This window comes from Rhizobium sullae, from assembly GCF_900169785.1.
GTDB classification, from domain to species: Bacteria; Pseudomonadota; Alphaproteobacteria; order Rhizobiales; family Rhizobiaceae; genus Rhizobium; species Rhizobium sullae.
Genome location: NZ_FWER01000049.1, coordinates 1 through 26,731, shown reverse-complemented (window position 1 = coordinate 26,731; position 26,731 = coordinate 1). Strand labels below are relative to the sequence as shown.

Here is a 26,731-nt window from a genome sequence, read left to right as displayed (position 1 = left end):
CGCTTGCGGTTGTTAGGTATGCGCGCGCTGTTGCACAGCCCCGCTTTCTTCGGCGGAAATCTGCCCACGCGGCATCAGGCGCCCGACCACGAACACCAGCAGCGCGGCGGCAGCCAGGCATGCGGCAAGAAAAAACATCGGCGCAATCGTGCTTCCCGTACTGTCCTTGATCCAGGGCACGACGTTTTGGGCGACAAAACCGCCGAGATTGCCGACGGAGTTGATTGCGGCGAGCCCGGCCGCCGCGCCGGCACCTCTCAGAAAGCGTGACGGCAGGCTCCAGAAAACCGGTTGGCCGGCGAAGATGCCCGCTGCAGCGATGCAGAGAAATGCAAACTGAACGCCATGATCCGGAATAACAGCCGAAAGGACAAGGCATATGGCGCCCAGCAGGGCTGGAATGACGATATAAGGCGTCTTCGAGACTGCCCTGTCTGCCATCGACGGGACGATATAAAGAGCCACCGCCACCAGAACCCAGGGTATGATGTTTAGAAAGCCGTTGGCCGTGTTGCTGACGCCGAATTCCTTGACGATGGTCGGGAGCCAATAGCTGAGGCCGTAGGCTGCAAGGGGAAAGCCGACATAGCACAATGCCATCAGAAGCACCTTCGGGTTGATGAGCGCCTTGAAGCCGTTCTCCGCGTTCTTGTCCATGTCTGCATTTTCCACCTCAAGCCTGCGTTTCAGCCAGCTCTTCTCCGCATCGCTCAGGAAGTTTGCACTCTCCGGCCGATCCGAGAGGAAAAACAGAGTGACCACGCCTGCTATGACGGCGGGAATGCCCGTCGCGATGAATACCCATTGCCAGCCGGCAATACCATAGAGCCCATCGAGATCGAGCAGCACGCCGCCGAGCGGTGCGCCGACAGCATTGGCAAGAGCGCTGAAGATCATGAACAATCCGACCATCCTCCCGCGATAGGTGGACGGATACCAAAGTGTCAGCAGATAAAGGACGCCCGGAAAGAACCCGGCTTCGCAGGCGCCGAGAAGAAAGCGGAGAATGTAAAACATCGTCGCATTCTGCGTATAGGCCAGCGCGACGGTAACAGCGCCCCACGAGAGCAAAATACGCGCAAACCATTTGCTGGCGCCGTACCGCTCGAGCAGCAGATTGCTCGGGACTTCAAACAGAAAATAACCAATGAAAAAGAGCGAGGCGCCGAGGCCGTAGGCATATTCGCTCATGCCAAGCGCGCCGACCATTTCCAATTTGGCGAAGCTGACATTTTGGCGATCGATGTAGGCAATGAGATAAAGAATGCCTAGAAACGGCATGAGCCGCCACGTGATTTTGGAAATCAGTTGCTTTTCATCAACCATGAATTTCTCCTCGAGCAATTGCATCTGAGGCGGGTGCAGATAGAGCCGGCCCGCCATTGTCAATTGTCGACCGCAGGCTGGCGTTGCCCTCGGCCGATTGATCAAAACCGGCTGCCGGATCCGCCAGCCGGTTCTAGTATCGCAAAGAAGTGGGCTATTTCCGGCCGTCCCGATAGAGCTTTGGGCCATCACCAACGCGTACGGCGACGGGAACGGAAGCGCTGCGCGCCATCGACCTGGCCTTCGCGCTCCCGTCGATGCGCTTGCGCTCGAGGTGGTAAGCATAAGCGAACTGACCCGAGATGCCTGCGACAACAAAGAGCGGACCGATCATCTGGTCGTGATTAGTAATGTAGAGCAGCACCTGACCCGCCATCGCGAGGATTGTTCCCGCGACGAAAATATTCAGCGAGTGGCGGCCGATGATGGTCAGTGGATGATCGGACGGACGGCGCAGGATACGAGATAGCACGGGAATATTGATTATGAGGTAGCTGAGCGCCAGCACATGCAGCAGCCGCGGCAGTGACAGGAAAGTCTTGTCGAAACCGGTAAGGACAGGCGGCAAGCCAAGCGCCGCAAGCGAATTTCCGAGATCCCAAAGCTGACCGACCACCCACGCGAAGGACAGCGCCACATAGCTCGATGCGAGAATGAAAAGCGCCGGATGCTGAGGCAGCTTGCCGCCGCGCTTTACATGCATGATGCCGACAACGCCGATCGTGAACAAGAACTGCCACGAGAGCGGATTGAGGAACCAGTAGTCGGCGATGAGCATGTTGTGCGGCGCGATCTGATAGATGCCCGCAAGCAGCCACACAGCACCCGAAACACCGAGCGCCACCAGCGGATGGGCTGAGTGCAGAAGCAAGATGACTGGCACCATGAGCATCAGGGCGCCGTACATCGGCAGTATGTTGTTGTAGCCGATCTGGTGACCAAGCAGAAGCAGAGCGGGTATTCCATCGGTTAAGTTCATCAAGACGGCGAGGATATTGATTTCGACCAATAATCCCGGCCGGTGGAACAACCAGGCGCCGCAAATGAACAGCGCGAGCGTTATGAAGGTCGTAATCATATGGGCGAGATAGAGCGTGAAGGCACGCTTGATCGCCTTCTTCGCCGTGTCCAGCCGCTTCCCGACCTTGAAGCCGGAGCCGTAGGCGAGTCCGACCGCAATGCCCGAAACCAGCACAAAGGCTTCCGCAGCGTCGGAGAAGCCGAAATTCTTCGTCGTCACGTATTCGAATATCTGGCCGGGAACGTGATTGATGAAAATCGTGATGAGGGCAAGGCCGCGCAAAACATCGAGCCTCGTATCGCGCGCTGGCCGCGCTGCGGATTGGGACAAGCGCTCAGCGCCGATGGCGTTTTCCGGCGTAGCCGCCATGATGTCTCTCCTGTTTGACCTGCAAACGCAGTTGCAGCCAAAAAGTTTCACCTTTTGGCTGCAACGAATCGCCGGAGTGTGAGCGTGGAAAATGCTGCTATCCGACCGGATATCCCTCGTGGGGATTGGCGACTTCGCTGCCGTTGATCTCCAAAGTGTAACCGTCCGGATGGGACGATTTTGAGACAGAAATGCGATATTTCACACCTGAGTGTTCGATCTCTGCCGAAAAGCCGTCCCAACCACTCGGCAGCGCCGGGCGAACAAAAAGCTTTCCGTTTTTCAAACGGATACCGAGAATCCCCTCGACTGCGGCACGATAGAGCCAGCCCGCGGAACCCGTATACCACGTCCAGCCGCCGCGGCCCTTTAACGCACCTTCGCCGTAGACGTCGGCAGCGACGGTGTAGGGCTCGACTCGATAGTGCTCGGCCGATGCCTTGTCGCGCGCATGGGTGATCGGGTTCAGGAGTTCGAAACAGGCCATCGCTTCGTCACCCCGGTTGAGCTGAGCAAGCGCCATGACCACCCAAGTGGCTGCATGCGTATACTGGCCGCCATTCTCGCGAACGCCCGGAGGATAGGCCTTGATATAACCCGGATCCCTGACCGACGTAGCAAAAGGCGGGGTAAACAGGCGGATGATCCGTGCTTCCTTATCCACGAGGCGGTTCAGAAGCGCGTCCATGGCCTTGACCGCGTGATCCGGATCGCCTTCGCCGGAAAGCACGCTCCAGGATTGCGCGATCGAATCAATTTGGCATTCCAGGCTTTCCTTCGAACCGAGCAGGCTACCGTCGTCGAATGTGCCTCGGCGGTAATAACCGCCATCCCAGCCGGCGGTTTCGAGCGCCTTCTTCAATTCGACGAGATGTTTCGTCCAGCGCTCGACGCGGGCGGTGTCGCCCCGCTCTTCCGCAAAAGGCGTGAAGGACCGCAGCGCGCCGGCCAGGAACCAGCCGAGCCAGACGCTCGTGCCTTGGCCATGGATACCGACCCGGTTCATGCCGTCGTTCCAGTCGCCCCCCATGATCAGCGGCAGGCCATTGGCCCCCTTGCGCTTGATCGCAAGATCGAGCGCCAATGCCGCATGCTCGTAGATGCTGACCTTGTCGTCCGAGACTTCCGGACGATAGAAGGAGTCGTGCTGGCCTTCGAGCAGCGCCGGCCCTTCAAGGAAAGGAAGTTCCTCGTCGAGCACGCTCTTGTCGCCTGTTGTGGTGCAGTAGTGGTGGATCGCATAGGCAAGCCAGACCACGTCATCCGAGATCAGTGTGCGGACACCCGCGCCAGTTCCCGGCAGCCACCAATGCTGGACATCGCCCTCGCGGAACTGCCTCGAGGCAGCATTGACGATCTGGTTGCGCGCAAGCGACGGTTCCTGAAGCACGAAAGCCAGCGTATCCTGCAACTGGTCGCGGAAGCCAAAAGCGCCGCTTGCCTGATAGAAGGCAGACCGCGCCATGATGCGGCAGCCGAGGCTCTGATACGGCAGCCAGGCATTGACGAGATTGTTCATCGCCTGGTTCGGCGTCGAAATCTGAACCTTGCCGGTAAAGCTCTGCCAGAAATCGCGGTTTGCCTGAACGGTGTCCTCAACGGAGGTCTTGCGGATCTCGGCGATCAAGGTTTGGGCCTCTTCCCGCGATGCCGTGTCGCCCAGGAAGAAGGTGACGTCACGCTCTTCCCCGGCGCCGATTTCGATATCGATTGCGAGCGCCGCTGCCGGATCGCCGTCAAGTTCCGTGGCGCCGGAAAGTGCAACGGATGGCTTGAGCGCCTGAGGAGCTTGGATCGTACCTGCCTTGCCGATGAACTCGCGCCTGCTTGTTGTGAAGCTGGACGGCTTCACGCTGGCGGCAAAGAAGGACACGCGGTTCGAGAAGTCGATACTGTACTGGTTGGCGGCAAGGAGTGCGCCGGTTTCCTCATCATTCGATGAGAGTATGAAAGGCACCGAGCGCTGTGCATTATTGCCGAGAACCCATTCGACATAGCCATAGAGCCGCAGCTTGCGCGCCGTAGTGCCCATGTTGCGCAACCGGACGCGCTGCAGCTTGACCGGCCTCTGGCGATCGACCGTCTGCGTCACTTCCAGCGCGATGTCGTTCTGCTCGCTGGAGAAGACGGAGTAGCCGAGACCATGGCGTGCCTCGAAGCGGACATCGCTCCGCTGCGAAAGCCCAGCAAAGGGCGTCATCAGCGCGCCGGTTTCCAGATCGGTGACGTAAATCGCCTCGCCTGAGCGGTTGACGACGGCATCATTCGACCACGAGGTCAGCTGGTAGTCGCGCGAGTTGACGCTCCAGGTGAAACCCGCGCCTTCCGCAGACACGTGGAAGCCGAACTTGTCGTTCGAGATCACGTTGATCCAGGGCTGCGGCGTCGCCGTGCCGCCGGCAAGGCGGACGACATATTCGCGGCCGTCGCGTGCAAATCCACCGAATCCGTTCCAGAAGTCGAGATCGCCTTCTTCCTCGATCGCAAGCGCCGGCGGCTTGGGCTTCACGACGCGCGCCACGCGCTTGACCGGAGTCTTACGCTGCTCGCGTTCCATTTCCTGCACTTCGTCCTTGGAAGGCGCAGAAAGGGCGATGGCGCGGTTGATCTGATCGACAACCTTGCCGTTCTTCGCATGGAAGGTGACGCGCGAAGTGGCCATCAGTGCATGATAGGTCGCCTCCTCCATCAAATCCTTCCGGACGGCAAAGATATGCTGCCGAAGACCATCGGCCTGGCCGATGCGGCGCACGTTTTCGCACATCTGGTCGACGGCGTGCTGCATATCCTGCGCATAGGAGGATGCACGTTCATTCATGATGACGAGATCGGCCGTCACGCCGCGCGAGCGCAAATATTCCTCCGCCAGCAATGCCTCGCGAACGATGTCAAGATCCATATCGTCATCGATCCGCAACATGAAGATCGGGAAGTCGCCGGAGATCGCGAGCGGCCACAGCGACGATTGCGAGTGCATGCCAGCGCGAACTACCGCGGCATCGGCGCGCAAATCCATGTCCGGATAGACCAGATGCCGGCCGAGATACTGAAAGGCGGCGGCCTGCTGCGACGTCACGCCGACGTGGCGCATCTGCACCTGCGTACGTGTCCAGGCCTGCACGAGCTCATGGTTGAAGGCATCGGCGTGGCGATAGCGCGCGACGGCCTTATCCACTTCGTCGCGGCTGGGGGCGACGATGGTCCAGAAGATCACGCTGACCTTCTTGCCGGCCGGTACACGCACCGTGCGGCGAAGGGAAAGAATCGGATCGAGCGTAAAGCCGTCGGTGCCCGAAAGGGTCGCTCCGGGATCGAAAGCTGCGGCATCCGCGAGACTGCGGCCGCGGCCGATGAACTTGCGGCGATCGGTCTCGAATTCCGTCTGGCGTGAAGGACCGGCACTATCAACGATCAGATGGGCAATGCTCATGTTCGGTTCGCCCGGATCGCGTTTGTTGCGCTCGGCACGGATGGCGTCGCCGCGTTTGCCGAATTCCGTCTTCACGAACATGCGCGCGAATGCCGGATGGGCATTGTCCGTATCGTCGGTCGTGATCACGGGTTCCAGATAGGAGGTAACTTCGATGAAGCGGTCTTCCGATCCCATATTCACAAGCGTCAGCCTGCGGCCTTCTGCATCGTGTTCAGTCGCAACAATGCATTCCAATTCGCTGCTGAGGTCGCCAACGACCTTGGTGAATTCCGCCTTTTCGTCGGCGAAAAGCACATTGACCTTTTCACCTTCGACACTTTTCGGTTCGGCCGTCGCGGACCACCATTCGTTGGTCGCCGTATCACGCAGGAAGATGAAGCTCCCCCAGCGGTCTTCCGTCGGGTCTGCCTTCCACCGGGTAACGGCCTGGCCGTTCCAGCGCGCATAGCCGGCACCGGTCGCCGTCAACATCATCGAATAGTGACCGTTGGACAGGAACACGAGTTCGCGGTCGCGCGAAAGTGGATCGGCGATCTTGCGAAGTTCCGGCCGCAACAGGTCTTCCTGGATGCTGGCGGGCGTATCCGATTCGTGCTTGCCGCTCATAACGGGGATGTCGCGCGGCGCCTTTTCCTGCAGCAGCAATTCGGCGGCTTCGATTACCGGATCGGAATGGAAGAGTTCGCGCAGATGCCCGTTAAAGGCGACGTTGGCGACGGCCGCGATCGACATGCCGTGATGGTGCGCATAGTAGTTATAGACAACTGCGCATTTCTTGCCTTCCGGCACGCGGGTCGGCGTGAAGTCGACGGCGTCATGGAATCCGAACTTGCCGAGCGCACCAAGCTTACGCAGGCGCTGCAGATTTTCGAGTGCCGACCGCGGGTCGTATTGGCTGGCGAGAATCGAGGCATAGGGCGCGATGACGGCATTGTGGCCGAGACCGCGTTTCAGGCCGAGCGTAGGCACGCCGAAGTTCGTATATTGATAGTTGAGGTTATGGTCGCGAGCATTGAAGGCCGCTTCCGAAATGCCCCACGGAATACCGAGCTTGCGTCCGTAGTTCATCTGCTCGACCACGACCAGATTGTTGGTCTGATTGAGAATACCCCCGCCGCGCTCCTGCATGACGAGCGGCGGCATCAGATATTCGAACATCGAGCCGGACCAAGAGACCAGAGCGCCGCGCGGACCGACCGGCACGACTTGGCGGCCGAGGCGATACCAGTGCTCCGTCGGCAGGTCGCCCTTCGCGATGCCGAAGAGGCTGGTGAGACGGCATTCCGACGCCAGGAGGTCGTAGCAGGCCTGATCGAGCTCGCCGCTTTCGACACGGTAGCCGATCGAAAGAAGACGGCGTTCCGGACGGAAGAGGAAGCTGAAGTCCATCGAAAAGGCGAGATCGCGGGCCTTGTCGCGAAGCGCAATCAGGCGCGGGCGCAACGCGTCGATATTCGAAAGGTCGAATGTGCTGTCGGAAATATGCGCTTCGCAAACTCTGACGAGCGACTCCGCCCAGCGCGTTAGTTCGCCGCTAAGCGCCGACTTCACCTCGTGATCGAGGTTTGCCGCAAGTTTCTGGATGTCGCGCGCAAGAACTGCAAGATTGATGACGCGGATCGAAGCGAACTCATGCTCGCGCTTGACTGCTGCGAGCGCGTTCTGGAAGCCGACAATCCGTTCTTCCAGACGGCGGCGAAGCGGACGGACGGTCTTGCGATCATCCGGCAGGTCGGCGAGCACTTCACGGAGAATGCCGGCGGTATCGCCGACCCCGTCGAGATTGCCCTGCATATGCGCCGAAGGCGCCTCGGCCCAGTTGCGGCAGGCAGACGAAATTGCGATCAGGTGGCCGGCGAGATTGCCGCTGTCGACAGCGGAAACATATCGCGGCCCAAGCGTCTGCAGCGTGTCGGTGTGGTACCAGTTGAAGAGGTGCCCACGGTACTTCTCCATCTTGTCGATGGTGGCGATCGTCTGCTCCAGCCGCTCGATCGTTTCCTCGAAGGAAAACCAGCCGAACTGGCGGCCGGAAACGACCGAGAGCAGATACACACCGATATTGGTCGGCGAGGTACGGCTCGCGACGATGACGTGCGGCGTTTCCTGAATATTATCTGGCGGCAGGTAGTTCTGTTCCGCCGTGGTGAAGGTCTCAAAATAACGCCAGGTGCGGCGCGCGATCTTTCTAAGCTCGCTCGATACCGAATCGGCAACTTCCAACCGGTCTTCGGTTTCTGCTGACTGGCTAACATACCAGGCAACGAGTGGTGAAAGGATCCACAACAGGGAAAACGGAATGCCGACGAGAAATGCGTTGTCGCCGGGAAGTGCCGCAAAACCGAGTGCGAGCAGCGCAAGCACCGGAGCGTGCCACATGGCGCTGTAGTAGGAGAGGATTGTTCCCTGCCCGCCCGCCTGAACGCTGGCGGCGGTACGCCATTGCAGCATCAGTTTATGGCTGACGAGAAGACGATAGAGCGAACGGCCGATCGCATCGGCCATCATGCAAGCGGTATCGGCAATGAAGACGATACGAAGGGCCACTTGGGCGTTCGCAGCGCGGATATCCGACCAGACGGTATAGAGATGTGCCCGTGCGACGATATCGCTGGTGCGCGGGATGATGCCGTGGATGAGCGACAGCGTCGGCGCAACGAACAGGCAGAAGATCAGGAGTATCTGCCATACGAGTGCGCCAAGCGGGCCCATGAAATACCAGCCGAGCACGGAAGCGAAAAACCAGGCGATCGGCGTCAGCGACCGGCGCAGATTATCGAACATCTTCCAGCGCCCGAGAGCGGTGACGCCGTATTTCGGATTGAACATATATGGCAGAAGCTGCCAGTCGCCACGTGCCCAGCGATGCTGGCGTGACGTCTCGACTTCGTAGCGGATCGGGAAGTCTTCGACGAGCTCCAGATCGGTGACGAGCGCGCAACGCGCCATCGAGCCTTCGAGAAGGTCGTGGCTCAACACCGAATTCTCATCGATACGGCCCCTGAGAGAAGTCTCAAAAGCATCGACATGGTAAAGGCCCTTGCCGGTGAACGTGCCTTCGCCCGCGAGGTCTTGGTAGACATCGGAAACGGTGAAGACATAAGGGTCGAGACCGCGATTGATGGAGAAGACGCGCTGGAAGACCGAAGCGTCCTTTCCGGTCGTCAGCGACGGGGTCACGCGCGGCTGCAACACGCCATAGCCGCTTTCGACGCGGCCGCTCTTCGGATTGATCACCGGACGGTTGATCGGATGGTAGAGCTTGCCGACAAGCTTGGTCACGGCATCGCGCATCAGGCGCGTGTCAGAATCAAGCGTCATGACATATTGAACGCCAGCCGGAGCAATATTGGCGCCCGGCAGATAAGTCGTGTCGCTGTCGCCGCGCAAAAGCATGTTCAGCTCATGCAGCTTGCCGCGCTTGCGCTCCCAGCCCATCCATACACCCTCGGACGGGTTGTAGAGGCGGCGGCGATGCAGGAGATAGAAGCGCGTTTTGCCGTCATAGGCGTAACGTGCCGAAAGATTGGCGATTTCGCGCCTGGCGTAGTCTAGCACTTCGAGATCGTTTGCCGTCTCCTCGGCGTCGCTGTCCGGCCAGTCGCTCAGCAGCGCGAAATAGATTTCGCCGCGCGGATTGGCGAGATAGTGAACCTCAAGATTGCGAACCAGGTCATCGACGCTGTCGCGGTTCGAAATCAGGCATGGCACGACAAGCAGCGTGCGCGCATCCTCCGGAATGCCTTCCTTGAACTCGTAGCCGACAAGGCGCGACGGCGTCACGAAGAAGGACAGCAAGGTATTGAAAAGACCTGTTGCTCCCTCCGATGCCGGAAGAGAGAACATGATCAGCAATATGGCGATTTCCAGCGTGCCCATGCCGGCATTGGCCATGAGCCGCCCGACGATCGCCATCGCGATGATCGTAAGCAGCATGACGGGAACAGCAATCGACAGCCAATTGAACTTGCGGACAGTTCGGACAAAATGCTGGACGAGGGTCGGGCGATAATTGGCACGTTCCTCAAGCTTCGGCCTATGCGTGCCGGCAAGATAGCCGCCGACGTTCGGCTCATGCGGTTGCGGCTCCTCCGACGCCCTCGCCTGGCTAGTCATGTCGAGCGCAAGCTGCGCGACTTCCATTTCCGTCAGCGGTGAGCGCTTGGCGAGCTTTTCGATCTGCTTGCGGTATTTGTTGCGTGATCCCGAATCGAGGATGCCGTAATCGGAATTCTCCCAGAGCAGCTTGTCGACATGGCTGACCTGCTCGACCCAGACCGACCATTCCGCGTCATCGATCTCGCGAAGGCTCCGGATGATGTTGCCCATCGTGACATTGCCGGAGGACAGGCGGCTGTGCTCCGCCATCGTCGCTTCTTCGGTATCACGGCCGAGCATTTCCAGACGCTCGTCGAGCCAGGCGATCGCAAGGCTAGACGCCTGCGAACCGTCGCGCATGCGATAGAGGAACTGCGTCGAGAAGGTATTGTCCTCGGCAAGCGGCTCCAGCGTTCTCAGATATTCCGCAGCCTTCGCCGGATCGTCCAAACGCACGAGTTCATCGGCCGCCTCGTTCGCACGGCGGCGGATGCGCCGGCTACGCTCAACGCGGCTGGAAATACGGCGGAGGTTTTCGACGAGAACATAGCGGACGAGGGATGGGACAGCCCAGAGCTCACCGATGCGCAGCGTCTCGCCCAACTGGAAGCCATCGACAAGCGCCGTCAGACTTTCCTGTGAAACGGTGCTGTGGGTGTGAGCGACATAGAGCCAGGCGAGCACCAGCGTGCGCGGTACCTGCACGCCATCGACATCGATGGTCGGCAGTTCGCGATAGAAGCGCCGCGGGAAGTCGCGGCGGACCTCCTGAATTGCCTCTTCGACGATATAGTGGTTATCGAGAAGCCATTCGGCGGCAGGCGTGATTGTCTCGCCCGCTTCTACGTCGGCCGCGGTCGTGCGGTACACGCGTAGGATTTCCTTCTCGTTCTCCTTATGCCGTGCAAAAAAATCGAAGGCGGTGAAGGCCGGCAGCGAATCGACGCCTTTGCGGGCGACCAATTCACCCATCGCCTTGATGTCTTCGATCGACAGGTAGGTCGAGCGGATCGAGTCGTTGTGATCGATGTGCTTGACTTCGGATTCGCGCGATGGGCTTGGAGACGGAATGGAAATTGTCATGGGTTCGGTTCTGGATCCAAACTAAGTTATGGTGATTTTGCCTAGCCTTTTGCACCGGCAATTATGACTGCGACATGAACGGCCAAGGGCCTTTGCAGGAAGATGCGAAAGCCGCAGATTTTCGATACGAAACGGTTTAGGCCTGATTTATGGCACGATTCTGCCGGTCATAGCTGCCATTTGCCTCCACCCCGAAGAACCATCCGGGAAAGTTGGACACCATCCCGATAATTCAAGTCAAGAGGCACGGAATTGCGCAGCTTCGCCTATCTCAATTCGGCAGATATTCGCTGTTCAAAGAAAAATCCGGCACCCTCAGGCACCGGATCTATAACATGATTGGACCGCAATTGTGATTGGCCGAAGTTCTTGCTTCAACCAGCGATTTGAAAAGGAAGTTCATTACGTGCCGACATATGTCAGCACGAAAGCTCCATCAGCTGATAACGCCGCAGACCAAAGCTGTAACGAACGCGAACGCCGCGGCAAACAGCGCGGCATTGAGCGCAAAATGAAGCTTCTGGCGCGTTGAGGCCGGCTTCTTGGCCGGTACGGAACCATAATGGTTCGCGTGAGTATGCGACATACCCAAGTCTGCCATGTGTTGCCTCCGTCTCTTCTTGTGGATGCGGCGATCAGCCGGCACCGATATTCCTATATTCTCTATAAGCTAGGTAGAGATAAATTTCCGTCCAGAGGGCGAGGGATAGAAAATCTGACCCACGCCCCACAGACGGCTCAGCAAAGCGTGCGCCATGCCCAGATCAACGAACGCTCGATCGCGTTTTCCTCTCTCTGGGCACCCGAGGAAGCCTCGATCAATCGGCGATCTTTTTCAGCAGGAACGGAGATGGTTGTCTGCTCGCTCCGCTCAACCTTGGCCGGAGGATCGAGATATCCCATGGTCATTCCGCCGAGAAAGAACATGCCTCACCTCCACGATCACGAAAGCTAACACTCGTTAACATGATCATGACAGATGAAAATCGGCTGTCAATAGTCTAGTCGAATAGTCGTCTTTTAACGGCCGCTTAACCTTAGCGCACCGATGCCCGAAGGGATTTCAAATATTTGAAAAACCGCGCTTCAGGCTTTGACGAAGCCTTTGCTCGCGATCATCAAATTTCTCGTGTAATCCTCGTGAACATCCGCGCTGGCCAGTTGGCCCGAGGTCAGCCGCTCGACGACGGCACCGTTGCGCATCACGGCAAGCCTTTCGCACATATGGGTGACGACACCAAGGTCGTGGCTCACCATGACAAAGGTGAGATTGCGGTCACGCCTGATTTGTTCCAGCAGATTGAGCACCTCCGCCTGCACGGAAGCGTCGAGCGCCGACGTCGGTTCATCGAGCAGCAGGATCGACGGCTCGACGATCAGGGCGCGCGCAATCGCCACGCGCTGCCGCTGGCCGCCTGAAAGCTGGTGCGGGTAGCGAAATCGGAAGCCGTTTCCAAGGCCGACCTCGTCCAGTGCCCGTTCGATGCGCTTCTCGCTGTCGGCAATCCCGTGAATTGCCAATGGCTCGAGCAGCAGTCGGTCGATCGTCTGGCGTGGGTGCAGCGAGCCATAAGGGTCCTGGAACACCATCTGGACATTTCGATAGAAGGCCTTGCTGCGCTTTGAACCCTGCAGCAGCTGATCATGAATGCGAATTGCGCCACCCTTGACTGGCGCAAGGCCTGCTACCGCACGAAGCAGCGTCGACTTGCCGGAACCGGATTCCCCAACCAGCCCGAACGAGCCGCCGGATGCCACCGCGATGCTGACATCCTGAAGCGCATGAAAATCGTCATAGATGACGCTGAGATTCTCGACCGAAAGCGCCGCACTCATGCAGCCCACTCCGGCTTGCGGTCGAGCACCGGCAGCGGATGGCGATCTTCGCCGATTTGCGGCATGCAATTCAAAAGTCCTTGCGTATAGGGGTGCTGCGCATTTTTGAGGTCGGAAGCCCTAAGCTCTTCAACGATCTTTCCGGCATACATCACGATGACGCGGTCGCAGAACGAGGAAACAAGGCGCAGATCATGCGACACGAAGATAAGCCCCATGCCGCGCTCGGAAACCAGCTTGTCCAGGATCTTCAACACGTCGAGCTGCACGGTGACGTCGAGTGCCGAGGTCGGCTCGTCTGCGATGAGCAGTTCCGGCCCGGCAATCAGCATCATGGCGATCATTGCACGCTGGCCCATGCCACCTGAGACCTCATGCGGGTAGAGATCGAAGACACGCTTCGGATCACGGATCTGCACCGCCTCCAGCATGGCAAGCGCCCGTTCGGTCGCCTCGGCCTTGCCGACCTTCTCATGCGTTCTCAGCGTCTCGCAGATCTGCCGGCCGATCGACATCACCGGATCGAGTGAATATTTCGGATCCTGCAACACCATGGCGATGCGCTTGCCGCGCAGACGCCGCCGCTCTTTCGCTGAAGCCTGGAGCAGATCGATGCCGGCGAAGTTGAGCCTGTCGGCCGTGACGATGCCATGCTTCGGCGTGAGCCCCATGATCGCGCGGCCGGTCTGCGACTTGCCGGATCCAGACTCTCCGACAATGCCGAGGCGTTCCTTGACCAGTGTGAAGGAAACGCCGCGAACAGCTTCGATCACGCCGGTGCGCGTCGGGTAGCTGACCTTCAGATTGTCAACCGTCAGCAAAGCCGTCACTGGTCGGTCTCCTTGGGATCGAGCGCATCGCGCAGGCCGTCGCCAAGCAGGTTGAAACCGAGGCTGACGATGAGAATCGCAATACCCGGCATGGCTGCGACCCACCATTGATCGAGAATGAAACGGCGACCCGAGGCGATCATCGCGCCCCATTCCGGCAGTGGCGGCTGCGCGCCGAGACCGAGAAAACCGAGACCGGCAGCCGTCAGGATAATACCAGCCATGTCGAGCGTTACGCGAACGATCAGCGACGAGAGGCAGAGCGGCATGACATGGCGGATGATAATGCGGACTGGCGATGCGCCCATCAGCCTGACGGCCGAGATGTAATCCGAGCGCCGCACCGTCAGCGTTTCCGCGCGGGCGATGCGGGCGTAAGGAGGCCATGACGTGATTGCAATCGCGATGATCGCATTTTGGATGCCCGGCCCGAGCGCGGCGACAAAGGCAAGCGCCAGCACCAGCTTCGGGAACGCCAGGAAGATGTCGGTGATACGCATTAACACTGCATCCACCCATCCGCCGGCATAGCCGGAGACCGTGCCGACAATCAATCCAATCGGCGCCGAGATGATCGCTACGAGCACGACGACGAACAGCGTCAGCCGCGACCCGTAGATCAGGCGAGAAAGGATATCGCGACCCTGGTCGTCCGTGCCGAGCAGATACTCGCCGGTACCCGGCGGCAGAAGTCGCGCATTCTTTAGGTCGCCGACCACCGGCGAATGCGTGGCCAACAGATTAGCGAAGGCGGCAACGAGCAGCAGCGCGACAATGATAATGAGACCAAGGACGGCAAGCCTGTTCGCACTGAACTGCCGCCAGGTCACATAGGCCCGACCGAGACGGGCCTGCATGCGCGATTGCGGACGATCGGAAAGCAGCCACTGGCGGCGGCTCATCGGCGCTGGCTGGCTGGCCGGAACTGTCATCGGCTTCGCGTCCTTGGATCGAGCGTCCGATAGAGGAGATCGGACAGAAGGTTGATGCCGATGAAGACCGTGCCGATGACGATCGTGCCGCCGAGGACGGCGTTCATGTCGGCGTTCTGAAGCGAATTGGTAATGTAAAGGCCAATGCCGGGCCAGGAGAAAACGGTTTCTGTCAACACTGAGCCCTCGAGTAGACCGGCATAGGAAAGTGCGATCACAGTCACGAGCGGCACCGCTGCATTACGCAATGCGTGGCCCCAGATTACGCGGGTTTCCGAAAGCCCCTTGGCGCGTGCAGCAACGATATATTCCTGGCTGAGTTCGTTCAGCATGAAGCTGCGCGTCATGCGGCTGATATAGGCGAGCGAGAAATAGCCGAGCAGCGATGCCGGCAGGATGATGTGCCGGAAGACGTCATAAAATACATCCCACTGCCTCTGCCAGATGCTGTCAATCAGATAGAAGCCGGTAATCGGCGTGAACGTATATTCAAAGACGATGTCGATGCGCCCCGGAAAGGCCACCCAGCGCAGCTGCGCATAAAATATGACGAGCGAAATCAGCGCCAGCCAGAAGATCGGCACGGAATAGCCGACAAGCCCGACGACACGCACAATCTGGTCGGCAAGGCTGCCGCGCCGGACGGCTGCAAGCACGCCCAGCGGAATGCCGATTACGGCACCGATGATGGTGCCGAGGGTCGCAAGCTCGATCGTCGCCGGAAAGACGCGCCGGATATCGGTCATCACCGGATTGGTGGTCAGAACCGAATTGCCGAAATCACCGGAAAGGATACCTTTGATATAGATGAAGAATTGCTGATAGAGCGGCAGATTGAAGCCGAGCTCTTCACGCACGCGCTCAACGACATGCGTCGGCGCGCGGTCGCCCAGGATCGCAAGAACCGGATCGATCGGCACGACACGGCCGATGAAAAAGGTGACGGCCAGAAGTCCGAGATAGGTCGTCACGGCAGCAACCAGGAAACGCCCGATTGCTTTCGCGAGAGGAGCGGCACGGCCCTTTGCGGGCCGCGCCTCCATTTTTGTTTCCAGAATGCTCAACGAACGAATCCTGCCGGATTATTCCTTGGCGATCGGACCGACGAAGTTCGTGTCGAAGCTCGGTCCGAGTTTGAAGTCCTTCAGGTTCTTACGATAGCCGGCGACTTCGATCTGCTGGAAGATAAAGACGAAGGGGCTGTTCTCAAGGTACTTCTTCTGAATGTCCTGATATATCGCAGCACGCTTGGCGCTATCGCGCTCAAGTAGCGCGGCCTTGGCTTGCTTGTCGAGTTCCGGCGTTTCGAAGGTATTGCGCCACGCAAGCGTCTTGTTTGTGCCCGCATCCGAATTGTCCGGGTTCGCCGTGAAAGTATCGGCATTCGAGTTCGGGTCGAAATAGTCGGAACCCCATTGGCCGATATACATGTCATGTGTGCGGGCACGATATTTTGTCAGCGTCTGCTTACCATCGCCCGGAATGATTTCGAGTTTCACGCCGGCTTGCGCCAGCGTCTGCTGCATGGATTCGGCAATGCCTGTGACCGGCTGCGTGTTGCGCACGTCCATCGTCACGGAGAAGCCATCCGGAAGGCCGGCTTTTGCCAGCAGTTCCTTGGCCTTGGCAACGTCGAGCTTGAACGGATTTTCGTCAATCGCGCCAAGCTGGCCCTTCGGCAAGAACGTCTGGTGGATTTCGCCGATGCCCTTGATGAGGGTCGAACTGATCGCGTCATAATCGACGAGATACTTGAAGGCCTGCTGTACCTCCGGTTTCTTCAGGTTCTCGTTCTTGAGGTTGAGGCTGACGTAATAGATCGTGCCTTTCGGTGCGCTCGTCGACGCAAGGTCGGCGTTCTTCGAAACAGCCTCGAGATCGCCTGGCTCGAGGTTGCGCGCGATATCGATGTCGCCCGCCTCCAGCGCCAGACGTTGCGCGGCACTTTCCTTCATGTAGCGATAAATGACGCGGTTCAGCTTCGCCTTGTCGCCGTAGTAATTGTCGTTGCGCTCCAGCACGACGACTTCGTTGGCGCGCCATTCGCGCAGCTTGTAGGCACCGGAACCGGCATAGCCAGTCTTCAGCCATTCATTGCCGAAGTCGTTGTCATACTTGTATTCCGCGCTCGGCGTCATCGGCTTGAGGTGTTCCATCACCAGCTTCTTGTCGACCACGGAGGCAACTGTTGCCGTCAGGCAGTTCAGCACGAAGCTCGGCGCATAGGCCTTGTCGACCGTGAAGACGAAGGTATTTTCGTCCGCCGCCTTGGCCTTTTCGGTGACGTTGTCACCAGTCAGACCGAACTGCGTCAGGATGAACGCCGGGCTCTTGTCGAGTTTGACGGCGCGCTCGAAGGACCAGGCAACATCCTCAGCCGTGATCGGATTGCCGGAGGCGAACTTCAGTCCGGGCTTCAGCTTGAACGTATAGGTCAGGCCGTCATCCGAGACGCTCCAGCTTTCGGCAAGATCACCCTTGACCTTCGACGTGTCGTCCAGGTCGAGGCGAACCAGCAGGCTATAGGTATTGGTGGTCATTTCCGCCGTCGAAAGCTCGAAAGCCTCGCCCGGATCCATGGTAATGATGTCGTCGATGGCGAAACCTTCGACGAGCGTATCCTTCGGCGTCTCGGCATAAGCGCCAGGCGCCGTCAGCATGAGCAGCGAAAGCGCAGCCCCTGCGGAAAGGGCGCGAAAATTGCGGCTGAATTTGGTAATCATCATCGGTCTGTTCCCTTGTTCTTGATTGATTACAAAGCGGTATTTTGGCTCAGACGTTCTTATCCCCCCACGCCGAAGCCAGGATGCGAAGCCAGTTCTCGCTGGCGAGTTTCCGTAAGTCCACCTCACCATATCCAACGTCCCGGAGAGCGGCAATCAGCTTCTGGTTGCCGGCCGCGTCGCCTATTTCGTCCGGAATTGTCGCGCCATCGAAATCGGACCCGAGCGCAACGCAATCGATCCCGACGCGGTCGACGAGATAGTTGATATGGCGGATCATGTCGCTGATTGGTGTGTCGCCCTCGGAGCGGCCATCGGGCCTCAACATCGCTGTCGCGTAATTGAGACCGACAAGCCCATTGCTCTCCCTGATTGCGTCAAGCTGCTTATCAGTCAGATTGCGCGCCACCGGCGTCAGCGCATGCACGTTCGAATGCGTAGCGACCAGCGGTTGATCTGTTGTCTTCGCGACGTCCCAGAAGCCTTTTTCCGTTATGTGGGACAGATCGATCATGATGCCCAGGCGATTGCATTCGCGCACCAGCTCAAAGCCGGCACCAGTCAGCCCCGGCGCCGTATCCGGCAACATCGGAAAGGCGAAGGGCACGCCGTGCCCGAAGACATTATGCCTGCTCCAGACAGGTCCCAGAGAGCGCAAGCCCGCCGCATGAAAGACCTCGAGCGCCGCAAGATCAGGCCCGATCGCCTCGCAGCCTTCAATATGCATGACCGCGGCAAAGATACCGCTCGCCATGGCATTGCGGATGTCCTTCACCGTCCGGCAGAGACGCCAGGCGCCTGCCTTGTCAAGACGCAGTGCGATCGCCGCCATCTCGGTCGCAATGCCGAGCGACGGCAGCCGGTCGAGAGGTGCCGCCAGCGGCGTTGCGTAATGTCCGTTCTGATCGGGATCGGCAAAGACGAGATCGCCAGAGGGCACGTATATGGCGCAGAGGCCGCCGGCGAGACCACCCTGCCGGGCGCGCGGTCCGTCGATATGGCCTGACGTCGTTCCGTTCAGAAATTCGGCAACCGGGTCGTTGCCATCCCTTTCATGTGTCCAAAGCCTGAGGAGAACGTCATTGTGGCCATCAAAGACAAGCTGCATCTGTTTTCCTGCTCTGCCCCGCCGAGCAAATGACAAGCGTGCAGAATAGAAAAGCTGGCAGAATTGACCAGCCCCCTTCTCAGAAATTTATGCGGATGGGTAAATGCCTTGGCTTGAAATAAAAACGGGGCCCGAAGGCCCCATTCCTGATTAGTGCTTTGTCCGCTTCTTCTGCCGGTAGACGTCAACGATGACGGCCGCCACGATGATCAAGCCTTTGACGATCTCCTGGTAATAGGCATCGACCCGCAGGAAGGTGAAGCCCGACGTCATCACGCCGAGAATGACCGTGCCGATCACCGTACCGGTGATGCGGCCGACACCGCCCGTCAGCGACGCGCCTCCGATAACGGCTGCAGCGATCGCATCGAGTTCGTACATCACGCCCATGCCGGCCTGTGCGGTTTGAGCACGAGCTGCCGTGACTACGCCAGCAAGACCTGCCAAAAGGCCGGCGATCGCGTAGACCTTGATCAGGTGCGCTTCGACATTGATACCAGAAACACGCGCCGCCTGCACGTTCGCGCCGATCGCATAGGTAAACTTGCCGTAGCGCGTATAGCGAAGGGCGATGTGGAAGATCAGTGCCACAACAAGGAACACGATAACCGGCCAGATGCCCGTACCGATGAAATTGAACTGATCCGTAAGCCCTGATACCGGCTGGCCCTTCGTATACCATTTGGAAATACCGCGCGCCGAGACCATCATCCCGAGTGTCGCGATGAAGGGCGGAATCTTTGTCTTGGCGATCAACTGTCCGTTGATGTAGCCGGCCAGGAGGCCGATCAGCAGGCCCACGCCGATCGGCACGAAAAACGGCATGTCGGTCAGGCCTGGATAGAGCGCACGTGGCCATGTCGATGCCTGAGCAAAACTCGCCGCAATCATTGCCGTCATACCGACGACGGAACCGGATGAGAGATCGATGCCGCCGGTGATGATCACCTGCGTGACACCGACCGAAATGATGCCGATCACCGACACCTGCAGGATCATGATCGTCAGGCGCTGCGGGTTCATCAAGAAACTCTGGCCGACGAAAATCCAGCCGAGAATTTCGTAAACGAGCGCGATACCGATCAGCACCAAAAAGATACTGAGTTCCGGCGGCACGCGGTGCCGCCTCGTCCGTGTTGCAAGCGGAGCCTGGCTTTCGGCTGCCTCAGTATTCATGTTAAACCTCCCTCCGGCGATTGATTGGGGCCGCAGATCACTGTGCGGCGAGCTCCATCACCTTGACCTGTGTTGCTTCGTCGCGATTGAGGAAACCGGTCACCCGTCCCTCATGCATGACCATGATGCGGTCACTCATGCCGAGAACCTCCGGCATCTCCGACGAAATCATGATGACCGCGACGCCGTTGCGGGCCATCTCCGTCACGAGCTTGTGAATCTCCGCCTTGGCGCCGACATCGATGCCGCGCGTCGGTTCGTCAAGAATAAGGATACGCGGGTTGGTCAGCAGCCAGCGTCCGATCAGAACCTTCTGCTGGTTGCCTCCCGACAAATTCTCGATCCGCTCGTCGAGGTTCGGCGTCTTGACACGCAGCCTGCGCGCCATGTCCTCGCATGTCGCTTCTATTGCGCCTTCCTGCACGAAGCCGGCCTTGACGAATTTGTCCTGCAGCACTGCGATCTGCATGTTCTCGAGCACGTTGAGGATCAGTAGGCAGCCGGTATCTTTGCGGTCCTCCGTGAGGAACGCCATGTGATTTCTGATCGCGTCGGTCGGCGAACTGATATCGACCTTCTTGCCGAAAAGCTCGATCGTGCCGGAGCTTGCCGGCGTCACACCGAACAGCGTCTCGGCGACATTCGAACGGCCTGAGCCCACAAGGCCTGCAACGCCGAGGATCTCGCCCGCATGCACGTCGAACGAAACATCATGGAAGACCTTGTTGAGAGTCAGGTTCTTGACCGAAAGTACCACGTCGCCGATTGGAACCTCTTCCTTCGGGAACATCTGCGTGATCTCACGGCCGACCATCATGCGAATGATGTCGTTGCGCGTCACATCAGTCGATGCGTGCGTGCCGATATATTTGCCGTCGCGGAATACCGAAAACTCGTCGGCGATCTCGAACAGCTCGTTCATCTTGTGGGTAATGTAGACGATACCGATACCGTGCACCTTCAGGCCGCGGATGATCTCAAAAAGATGTGCCACTTCGCGCTCGGTGAGCGCCGATGTCGGCTCGTCCATGATGAGCACGTCGGAGTTATAGGAAACCGCCTTGGCGATCTCGACCATCTGACGGCTTGCGACCGAGAGGTGGCGAACCTCGATATCAGGATCGATGGTTATATTGAGCCGCTGGAAAAGCTCTTCAGTCATCCGGTACATTTCGCCATGGTCGACGAAGCCGAACCGGTTCTTGGGCTCGCGGCGGATCCAGATGTTTTCGGCAACCGTCATGAAAGGCATCAGGTTCAGTTCCTGATGGATCATGGCAATGCCGTTTTCCAGCGCGTCGAGCGGCGACTTGAGCTGTATTTCCACGCCCTTCAGGCGCACGTCACCTTTGTCCGGCGTATAGATGCCGGCCAATATCTTCATCAAAGTCGATTTGCCGGCGCCGTTCTCTCCCATCAGCGCGTGCACGGAGCCGCGCTTCAGCCGGAACTGCACATCATCGAGTGCGACCACACCGGGAAATTCCTTGCGGATGCCCTCGGCGCTCAGGAGATATTCCGCGTTCGGGACGGCTCCGCTTGCACGAACAGCGGCCATAGTGGAAGGGCTGACGGCCATCTCATCTCCTCTCCGGATATCCGACGACGGACGAAACGGATGCGGGCCGTTTGGCCCACATCCGCAATTTCTTCGCCTCAGTTCTTGGCAACGAAGTCTTTGACGTTTTCCGGCGTGACGAGCTGGAAGGGAATGTAGACCTTCTTCTCGATCTTTTCGCCCTTGGCGAGCTTCAGAGCCGCATCAAGAGAGCCCTTACCCTGACCGGCAGCGTCCTGGAACACCGTCACGTCGAGGTCGCCGGCCTGCATGGCGGCGAGCGCATCCTGCGTGGCATCGACGCCGCCGATGACGATCTTGCTCAAATCCTTGCCGGCAGCCTTGAGCGCCTGGATCGCACCGATTGCCATTTCGTCATTGTTCGAGATGACGGCATCGAACTCAATGCCGCTGGAGAGCCAATTGGTCATCAGGTCGGATCCCTGGGTGCGGGACCAGTTGGCCGTTTGCTCTTCGACGATCTCGATGCCCTTGCATTCGTCGGTCGCGACGACGTCATGAACGTCCTTGGTGCGCATGCGGGCAGCTTGGTTGGAAAGCTCGCCCATCATGATGATAGCCTTGCCCTTGCCACCGAGAAGGCGGCAAACTTCCTTGGTTTCCAGCGTGCCTGACTCCTGTTCGTTGGAAGCAACGAACGCCTGCTTGTCCGGAAGCGTATCGACATTCACTGGCTCGCGGTTCACGTAGACGAGTGGAATTCCGGCATCGGCGGCAATTTTCGACATGGCGGTGGTGGCATCTGTATCGACCGGGTTGACGATGATGGCGTCGACCTTGGATGCGATGAAGTTCTGGATCTGGCTCTGCTGCTTGGCGACGTCGTTCTGTGCGTCTTCAACCTGCAGCGTCACGCCATCCAGCGTCTTGGCGTAATCCTGCATGCCATTGCGCAGAACGGTCAGGAAGTTGTCGTCGAAGAGCGCCATGGAAACGCCAACGGTTTCTGCGTGAGCAGCCGTCGACATGACGAGCGCCATCGCAGTGCCCAGGATAAACTTTCTCATTTTATTTCCTCCACAAAACGGTGTCCGGCTGCACCCTCCTCACGCCGGAGCTTTGGGCGCTGCCCAAAAGCCGTAATATGTCGCGCTGCCACTCCCGTTGCGCAGTTCCCGTCCAAAACGGAACAAACAAACCGTAAAATTTGTCTCGCGGAATATTCATTCCATTTTCTGCACGCGGCGTCAACTCTTTTTAAGGAAATGAAAATAGAAAGCCGCGACGGGCGGACAGGCCGATGAAATCGTCACGCTGCGCGCCTAGATGTGCGGACGTAACGATAGAAACCGCTGCGCCCACCAAAAATCCCCAAGGAGAAGCCATGTCCATTTCCATGTACCGCCTGACCGTTCCGGTGTTTCAGCGCGGGCTTGCGACACTGAAAAATTATCTCGACAAGGCCGAGGCTTATGCAAATGAGAAGGGGATTGATCCGAATGAACTGGTCACCGCCAGGCTGGCACCCGATATGCTGCCGCTGTCCGGCCAATATCAACGCGCGAGCGACACCGCCAAGCTGGCAGTCGCCCGCCTGACCGCCACCGAGGCGCCGAAATTCGAGGACAGCGAAACGACGATCGCCGAACTTCGCGAGCGCATCGTCAAGACCGAGGCCTATCTCGCGACGATAGCGCCGGAAGCGCTCGAAGGCACCGAGACGAATGAAGTGACGATCGCGCCCGGCGGAAACAAGATGACCTTCCGCGGCGACGAATATGTCACGACCTTTGCACTGCCGAACTTCTATTTTCACGTTGCGACGGCACACGCGATCCTGCGCAATCAGGGCGCACCGGTCGGCAAGATTGATTATCTCGGTCGCTTCTCGTGAACCATCAGGGCCGGCGCGTGACCGGCCCTTTTTCCGTCAGTTCTGTATAAGCAAGCGTCTGGTCGAGGTGCCGCGCCCGGAGCGATAACAACCTCTCGGCGCACTCCAGACGCGTTGCCGCGTAGGCTGGATCGGGAGCGACGTTGTTGAGCTCCATCGGATCGGCCTTGAGATCGAAGAGCAGCGGCGGCAGGGCGGCAAAATGCACATATTTGAATCGCTCGTTCCGGATCACCGCGAGATTGCACTGGTTCGATTTCAGACCGAAGTGGCCCTCCGCTTCGCCATTGGCGATGTCGCGGAAATCAAATTCCCAGAATGCCGCCTCCCGCCAGTCGATCGCATCTCCATGATCGATAAACGAGCGCAATGAGCGGCCGTCGACATGGTTGGCTGTCTCGACGCCCAAGCTGTCGCAAAGTGTCGGAAAGATATCCGCCGCACTCGTGAAGCGCTCGACCACATGACCTCTTGCCGGCGCCGTTGGGTCGCGGATCACCAGGGGAATGTGATAGCTGCCGTCAAAAAACCCGCCTTTGCCAAGTGTCCAGTGATCGCCCATCATCTCGGCATGGTCGGAGGTGAAGATGACGATCGTATCGTCCCAAGCACTGGCATCCTTCAGCCCCTGCCAGATCCGGCCGAGCTGCGCATCCACCTCGGCAATCATCCCGTAATAGATCGCCCGGATCGCCGCGAAATCCTCGGCTTTCCAGTCGCTGACCGAACCCTCGGCGCCATATATGAAGCTGCCCTTGTCGTTCTTCGGCATCGAGTAGCCGAGATAAGGATGCAGCGCCTCTTCGATCCTATGGCTTTTCGCCCGTGAAAATTCCGGTCCGTCGTCTGGTTTGAACATGCTGCCGAAGGGCTCAGGCACCGAAAATGGCGGATGCGGCCGCAGGAATGAGACATGCGCAAACCATGGCGCGTCCTGTTCGCCAAGCCAGCGAATGAATTCCCCTGCAAGAAACGCAGTCTGTGTTTCATCCCTGGAATACCTAGTCGGTTCCGCCGAAATTTCCCCGCGGGCGCTACCTGCCGGAACATGGATGTGCCGGCTGACTGCATCGCGATGCCCGCGTGAGCGCAACCAGGAAAGCCACTGCTTCTCATGCTCAAGCAGGAGCTGGCGCGCGGTAAACCCTGGCAGCAGACCTTCGTAGGTCTGAAGGTGCGGGTCGTTCCTGTCAAGTTCGCGCGGGTCAGGCGCGGTATCCGTATAGCCGAACAAAGTCGGGTCATAGCCGGCGCGCCTTGCCGCCAGCGCCAGATTGTCGAAGCGGCGGTCGAGCGGCGAGCCGTTCCGGCAAACCCGGTGGTTCATCTGGTAAAGGCCGGTATAAAGCGTCGCCCGCGCCGGCGAACAGGGTGCCGCGCCGGCGAAGTGATTGCGAAAAAGCACGCCCTCCCTTGCCAGCGCATCGACATTCGGCGTCCTTACACAGGCGTGGCCAGCGGCCGAAAGGCAATCACCGCGCCATTGATCCGCGGTGATCAGGAGGACGTTCGGCCGCTTCATGAAAGCCGCCTCAGTGATTGGATCTGGAATGCCAGTTCCAGGCCGACTGGATTATCTGCGAAAGATCATACTGCGGTACCCAGCCAAGCACATCGCGGGCCTTGTCGTTATTGGCAACCAGCGTGTGCGAATCACCTTCCCGGCGCCCGATATATTCGACCGGGAAAGGCCGCTTCGACACGTCTTCGATCGCCCCGAGCAATTCCTTGACCGTCGTGCCCGTCCCCGTCCCGAGGTTCAGCGCAACGGAATCGCCGCCCCTCAACAGATATTCGACGGCGCGCACATGCGCATCCGCCAGATCGAGCACGTGGATATAGTCGCGCACGCAGGTGCCATCGCGTGTCTCGTAGTCGCTGCCGAAGACCTTGAAACCCTGCCGGCGGCCGAGTGCCGCGTCGATTGCAAGCGGAATGGCATGCGTTTCCGGCTGATGCCATTCGCCGATCCGTCCTTCGAAATCCGCGCCCGCCGCATTGAAATACCGCAGGATCACGGAACGGAGACCCTTGTACTGGTCATAATCGGCGAGCGCCTGCTCGACGATGTACTTCGTCCGCCCGTAGGGATTAATCGGCACCTGCCGGTGCGCCTCATCAAGCGGCACGCTCTGCGGCAGCCCATATGTCGCGCAGGTGGACGAGAAGACGAAAGCCTTGATGCCTGCGGCCTGCGCGGCCGAAAGCAGGGTCAACGTCCCGATAACATTGTTCTCGTAGAAGGAAACAGGATCCTTCACCGATTCCCCGACTTCGATCAGCGCTGCAAAATGCAAAATCGCCGAAGGCTTGTGCTTGGCCAGCACCTCCTCGAGCCGGGCGCGATCGCGAATATCGCCTTCCTCGGTGGGACCCCACCTGACGAATTCGCGATGACCATTCGAGAAATTGTCGAAGACGACGGGTTTGTAACCCTTGTTCGCCAGATCGAGGCACGTATGAGAGCCGATATAGCCGGCTCCGCCGACCACGAGAACAGTTTCACCTGCCATATATATCACCTTTGTTGCCACGTCGGGTACGACAAGACTTAGAGGAGATCGACGGCAAGAAAAAGAAGGAATCCGCAATACGTGCTGCAGCGCACCATGCTGATGTCCGCAAAAGCACTGCGGTGCCGGATAAATAGCGGCGAAAATTTTTCACAGGCGGCGCTACCCACGCCCGGTCGCGAACCAACCGAGACCAAGGTTACTGTCAATTGTCGCGGCTTGCTCGCTCGAGTTCCGTCAGATGCTCCTTACAAATGGCCTCGACGAGCCGGTGAAGGTGTTCCGTTCGCTCAAGCAGCCAGGCTAGCGCTTCTTCGGTGATCTCGAAGTGTTTCGAGTATCGGGCCTTTACATAGGCTTCGTTGAGAATGTTGTACCAGGCGATATAGCGGTGCTGGTCACGTGGCCAGGCGTCGATGAGCCGGCGGTCCTGGTCTTCCGCCAGCCCCCGCAGGAATTTCAGATTATGCGACGGCGGGCTGTAGTTGGTCAGCGTGAGGAGCAGCGCTGAATACAGTCGCTCGATCGCTTGGTGCAGCGTGAATGCAGTATCCTTTGTCCATTCCGGATCGCTTTTCGTCTTTTCGAGATGAAAGCGCGCTGTTTCCAACAAGCGGTCGGATGCTGGTAGCATCGCCGAATAGTGTTTGGCAGCCGCCTTATAGCGCTCCAGGGCGGTTAGCTTTTTCGGCTCGGCCAGCGGCCGGTCGTCGAGCTCGTAGAGCACGATGCCCTCGCGCAGGATGTCGACGAAGAAATACTGGCCGTCGGCCAAAAAGTTGTTCACCTCCCGGGCGCCATGGACGATCAGCCCGACCGGCGTCTTCACGTCCTTATCCCAAAGCAGCCGGTCGGTCGCTTTCTCCCAAT

At 58.9% G+C, this 26,731-nt stretch carries 18 protein-coding genes; 1 reads left to right on the top strand and 17 read right to left on the bottom strand.

Annotated elements, in window-relative coordinates; all coding sequences use genetic code 11:
• Positions 1-12 precede the first annotated feature (12 nt).
• The 14 genes from BN1800_RS30250 to BN1800_RS30190 form a co-directional block, all read right to left on the bottom strand.
• The gene (locus tag BN1800_RS30250; protein ID WP_087002772.1) at positions 13-1,326 is read right to left on the bottom strand and encodes an MFS transporter; all 1,314 of its coding nucleotides are present in this window, start codon (positions 1,324-1,326) and stop codon (positions 13-15) included.
• 154 nt (positions 1,327-1,480) lie between these two features.
• Positions 1,481-2,716 (bottom strand): OpgC family protein, encoded by a 1,236-nt coding sequence (locus tag BN1800_RS30245; protein WP_087002742.1) that lies wholly within the window; start codon positions 2,714-2,716, stop codon positions 1,481-1,483.
• A gap of 97 nt (positions 2,717-2,813) precedes the next feature.
• Entirely contained in the window at positions 2,814-11,330 is an 8,517-nt protein-coding gene (locus BN1800_RS30240; protein WP_087002740.1) for a glycoside hydrolase family 94 protein, read from the bottom strand.
• Positions 11,331-11,766: 436 nt separating this feature from the next.
• Positions 11,767-11,931: a hypothetical protein gene (locus BN1800_RS41630; RefSeq protein WP_167333926.1), complete on the bottom strand. Its 165-nt coding sequence runs from the start codon at positions 11,929-11,931 to the stop codon at positions 11,767-11,769.
• Between the two features lie 137 nt (positions 11,932-12,068).
• Positions 12,069-12,257, bottom strand: a complete 189-nt coding sequence (locus tag BN1800_RS30235) for a hypothetical protein (protein WP_027512034.1) — start codon at positions 12,255-12,257, stop codon at positions 12,069-12,071.
• Positions 12,258-12,416: 159 nt separating this feature from the next.
• On the bottom strand, positions 12,417-13,166 hold the full coding sequence (locus tag BN1800_RS30230) for an ABC transporter ATP-binding protein (protein WP_087002738.1): 750 nt from the start codon (positions 13,164-13,166) through the stop codon (positions 12,417-12,419).
• A complete protein-coding gene (locus BN1800_RS30225) occupies positions 13,163-13,996 on the bottom strand; it encodes an ABC transporter ATP-binding protein (protein ID WP_027512032.1) in 834 nt (277 codons plus the stop codon). The genes BN1800_RS30230 and BN1800_RS30225 overlap by 4 nt, the downstream gene beginning before the upstream one ends.
• Positions 13,993-14,928, bottom strand: a complete 936-nt coding sequence (locus tag BN1800_RS30220) for an ABC transporter permease (protein WP_087002737.1) — start codon at positions 14,926-14,928, stop codon at positions 13,993-13,995. The genes BN1800_RS30225 and BN1800_RS30220 overlap by 4 nt, the downstream gene beginning before the upstream one ends.
• Positions 14,925-15,992, bottom strand: coding sequence for an ABC transporter permease (locus BN1800_RS30215; protein WP_179213926.1), 1,068 nt, complete (start codon positions 15,990-15,992; stop codon positions 14,925-14,927). The genes BN1800_RS30220 and BN1800_RS30215 overlap by 4 nt, the downstream gene beginning before the upstream one ends.
• A gap of 18 nt (positions 15,993-16,010) precedes the next feature.
• The gene (locus BN1800_RS30210; protein WP_087002733.1) at positions 16,011-17,654 is read right to left on the bottom strand and encodes an ABC transporter substrate-binding protein; all 1,644 of its coding nucleotides are present in this window, start codon (positions 17,652-17,654) and stop codon (positions 16,011-16,013) included.
• 46 nt (positions 17,655-17,700) lie between these two features.
• Positions 17,701-18,759 carry a dipeptidase gene (locus BN1800_RS30205; RefSeq protein WP_087002731.1) on the bottom strand — a complete coding sequence of 353 codons (1,059 nt, stop codon included), beginning with the start codon at positions 18,757-18,759 and terminating at the stop codon, positions 17,701-17,703.
• Positions 18,760-18,909: 150 nt separating this feature from the next.
• On the bottom strand, positions 18,910-19,935 hold the full coding sequence (locus BN1800_RS30200) for an ABC transporter permease (RefSeq protein ID WP_087002729.1): 1,026 nt from the start codon (positions 19,933-19,935) through the stop codon (positions 18,910-18,912).
• A 37-nt stretch (positions 19,936-19,972) separates the two neighbouring features.
• Positions 19,973-21,514, bottom strand: a complete 1,542-nt coding sequence (locus BN1800_RS30195) for a sugar ABC transporter ATP-binding protein (protein WP_027512026.1) — start codon at positions 21,512-21,514, stop codon at positions 19,973-19,975.
• Positions 21,515-21,591: 77 nt separating this feature from the next.
• Entirely contained in the window at positions 21,592-22,521 is a 930-nt protein-coding gene (locus BN1800_RS30190; protein WP_027512025.1) for a sugar ABC transporter substrate-binding protein, read from the bottom strand.
• A 317-nt stretch (positions 22,522-22,838) separates the two neighbouring features.
• Between BN1800_RS30190 and BN1800_RS30185 the strand changes: the two genes are divergently transcribed.
• Positions 22,839-23,348 (top strand): DUF1993 domain-containing protein, encoded by a 510-nt coding sequence (locus BN1800_RS30185; protein WP_087002727.1) that lies wholly within the window; start codon positions 22,839-22,841, stop codon positions 23,346-23,348.
• A 4-nt stretch (positions 23,349-23,352) separates the two neighbouring features.
• Here the strand turns inward: BN1800_RS30185 and BN1800_RS30180 are convergent, their stop codons facing one another.
• The 3 genes from BN1800_RS30180 to BN1800_RS30170 all read right to left on the bottom strand — a co-directional run.
• The gene (locus BN1800_RS30180; RefSeq protein ID WP_087002725.1) at positions 23,353-24,870 is read right to left on the bottom strand and encodes an alkaline phosphatase family protein; all 1,518 of its coding nucleotides are present in this window, start codon (positions 24,868-24,870) and stop codon (positions 23,353-23,355) included.
• Positions 24,871-24,880: 10 nt separating this feature from the next.
• Positions 24,881-25,861, bottom strand: coding sequence for a UDP-glucose 4-epimerase GalE (gene galE, locus BN1800_RS30175; RefSeq protein ID WP_087002724.1), 981 nt, complete (start codon positions 25,859-25,861; stop codon positions 24,881-24,883).
• 205 nt (positions 25,862-26,066) lie between these two features.
• Positions 26,067-26,731 (bottom strand): HEPN domain-containing protein (locus BN1800_RS30170; protein WP_087002722.1); only part of this gene is annotated, 665 nt, incomplete at its 5' end.

Excerpts from the sequence above, each read along its gene's own strand:
- BN1800_RS30250 (WP_087002772.1), bottom strand. The coding sequence starts at position 1,326 with ATGGTTGATGAAAAGCAACTGATTTCCAAAATCACGTGGCGGCTCATG.
- BN1800_RS30245 (WP_087002742.1), bottom strand. The coding sequence starts at position 2,716 with ATGGCGGCTACGCCGGAAAACGCCATCGGCGCTGAGCGCTTGTCCCAA.
- BN1800_RS30240 (WP_087002740.1), bottom strand. The coding sequence starts at position 11,330 with ATGACAATTTCCATTCCGTCTCCAAGCCCATCGCGCGAATCCGAAGTC.
- BN1800_RS41630 (WP_167333926.1), bottom strand. The coding sequence starts at position 11,931 with ATGGCAGACTTGGGTATGTCGCATACTCACGCGAACCATTATGGTTCC.
- BN1800_RS30235 (WP_027512034.1), bottom strand. The coding sequence starts at position 12,257 with ATGTTCTTTCTCGGCGGAATGACCATGGGATATCTCGATCCTCCGGCC.
- BN1800_RS30230 (WP_087002738.1), bottom strand. The coding sequence starts at position 13,166 with ATGAGTGCGGCGCTTTCGGTCGAGAATCTCAGCGTCATCTATGACGAT.
- BN1800_RS30220 (WP_087002737.1), bottom strand. The coding sequence starts at position 14,928 with ATGACAGTTCCGGCCAGCCAGCCAGCGCCGATGAGCCGCCGCCAGTGG.
- BN1800_RS30210 (WP_087002733.1), bottom strand. The coding sequence starts at position 17,654 with ATGATGATTACCAAATTCAGCCGCAATTTTCGCGCCCTTTCCGCAGGG.
- BN1800_RS30205 (WP_087002731.1), bottom strand. The coding sequence starts at position 18,759 with ATGCAGCTTGTCTTTGATGGCCACAATGACGTTCTCCTCAGGCTTTGG.
- BN1800_RS30200 (WP_087002729.1), bottom strand. The coding sequence starts at position 19,935 with ATGAATACTGAGGCAGCCGAAAGCCAGGCTCCGCTTGCAACACGGACG.
- BN1800_RS30195 (WP_027512026.1), bottom strand. The coding sequence starts at position 21,514 with ATGGCCGTCAGCCCTTCCACTATGGCCGCTGTTCGTGCAAGCGGAGCC.
- BN1800_RS30190 (WP_027512025.1), bottom strand. The coding sequence starts at position 22,521 with ATGAGAAAGTTTATCCTGGGCACTGCGATGGCGCTCGTCATGTCGACG.
- BN1800_RS30185 (WP_087002727.1), top strand. The coding sequence starts at position 22,839 with ATGTCCATTTCCATGTACCGCCTGACCGTTCCGGTGTTTCAGCGCGGG.
- BN1800_RS30180 (WP_087002725.1), bottom strand. The coding sequence starts at position 24,870 with ATGAAGCGGCCGAACGTCCTCCTGATCACCGCGGATCAATGGCGCGGT.
- galE (WP_087002724.1), bottom strand. The coding sequence starts at position 25,861 with ATGGCAGGTGAAACTGTTCTCGTGGTCGGCGGAGCCGGCTATATCGGC.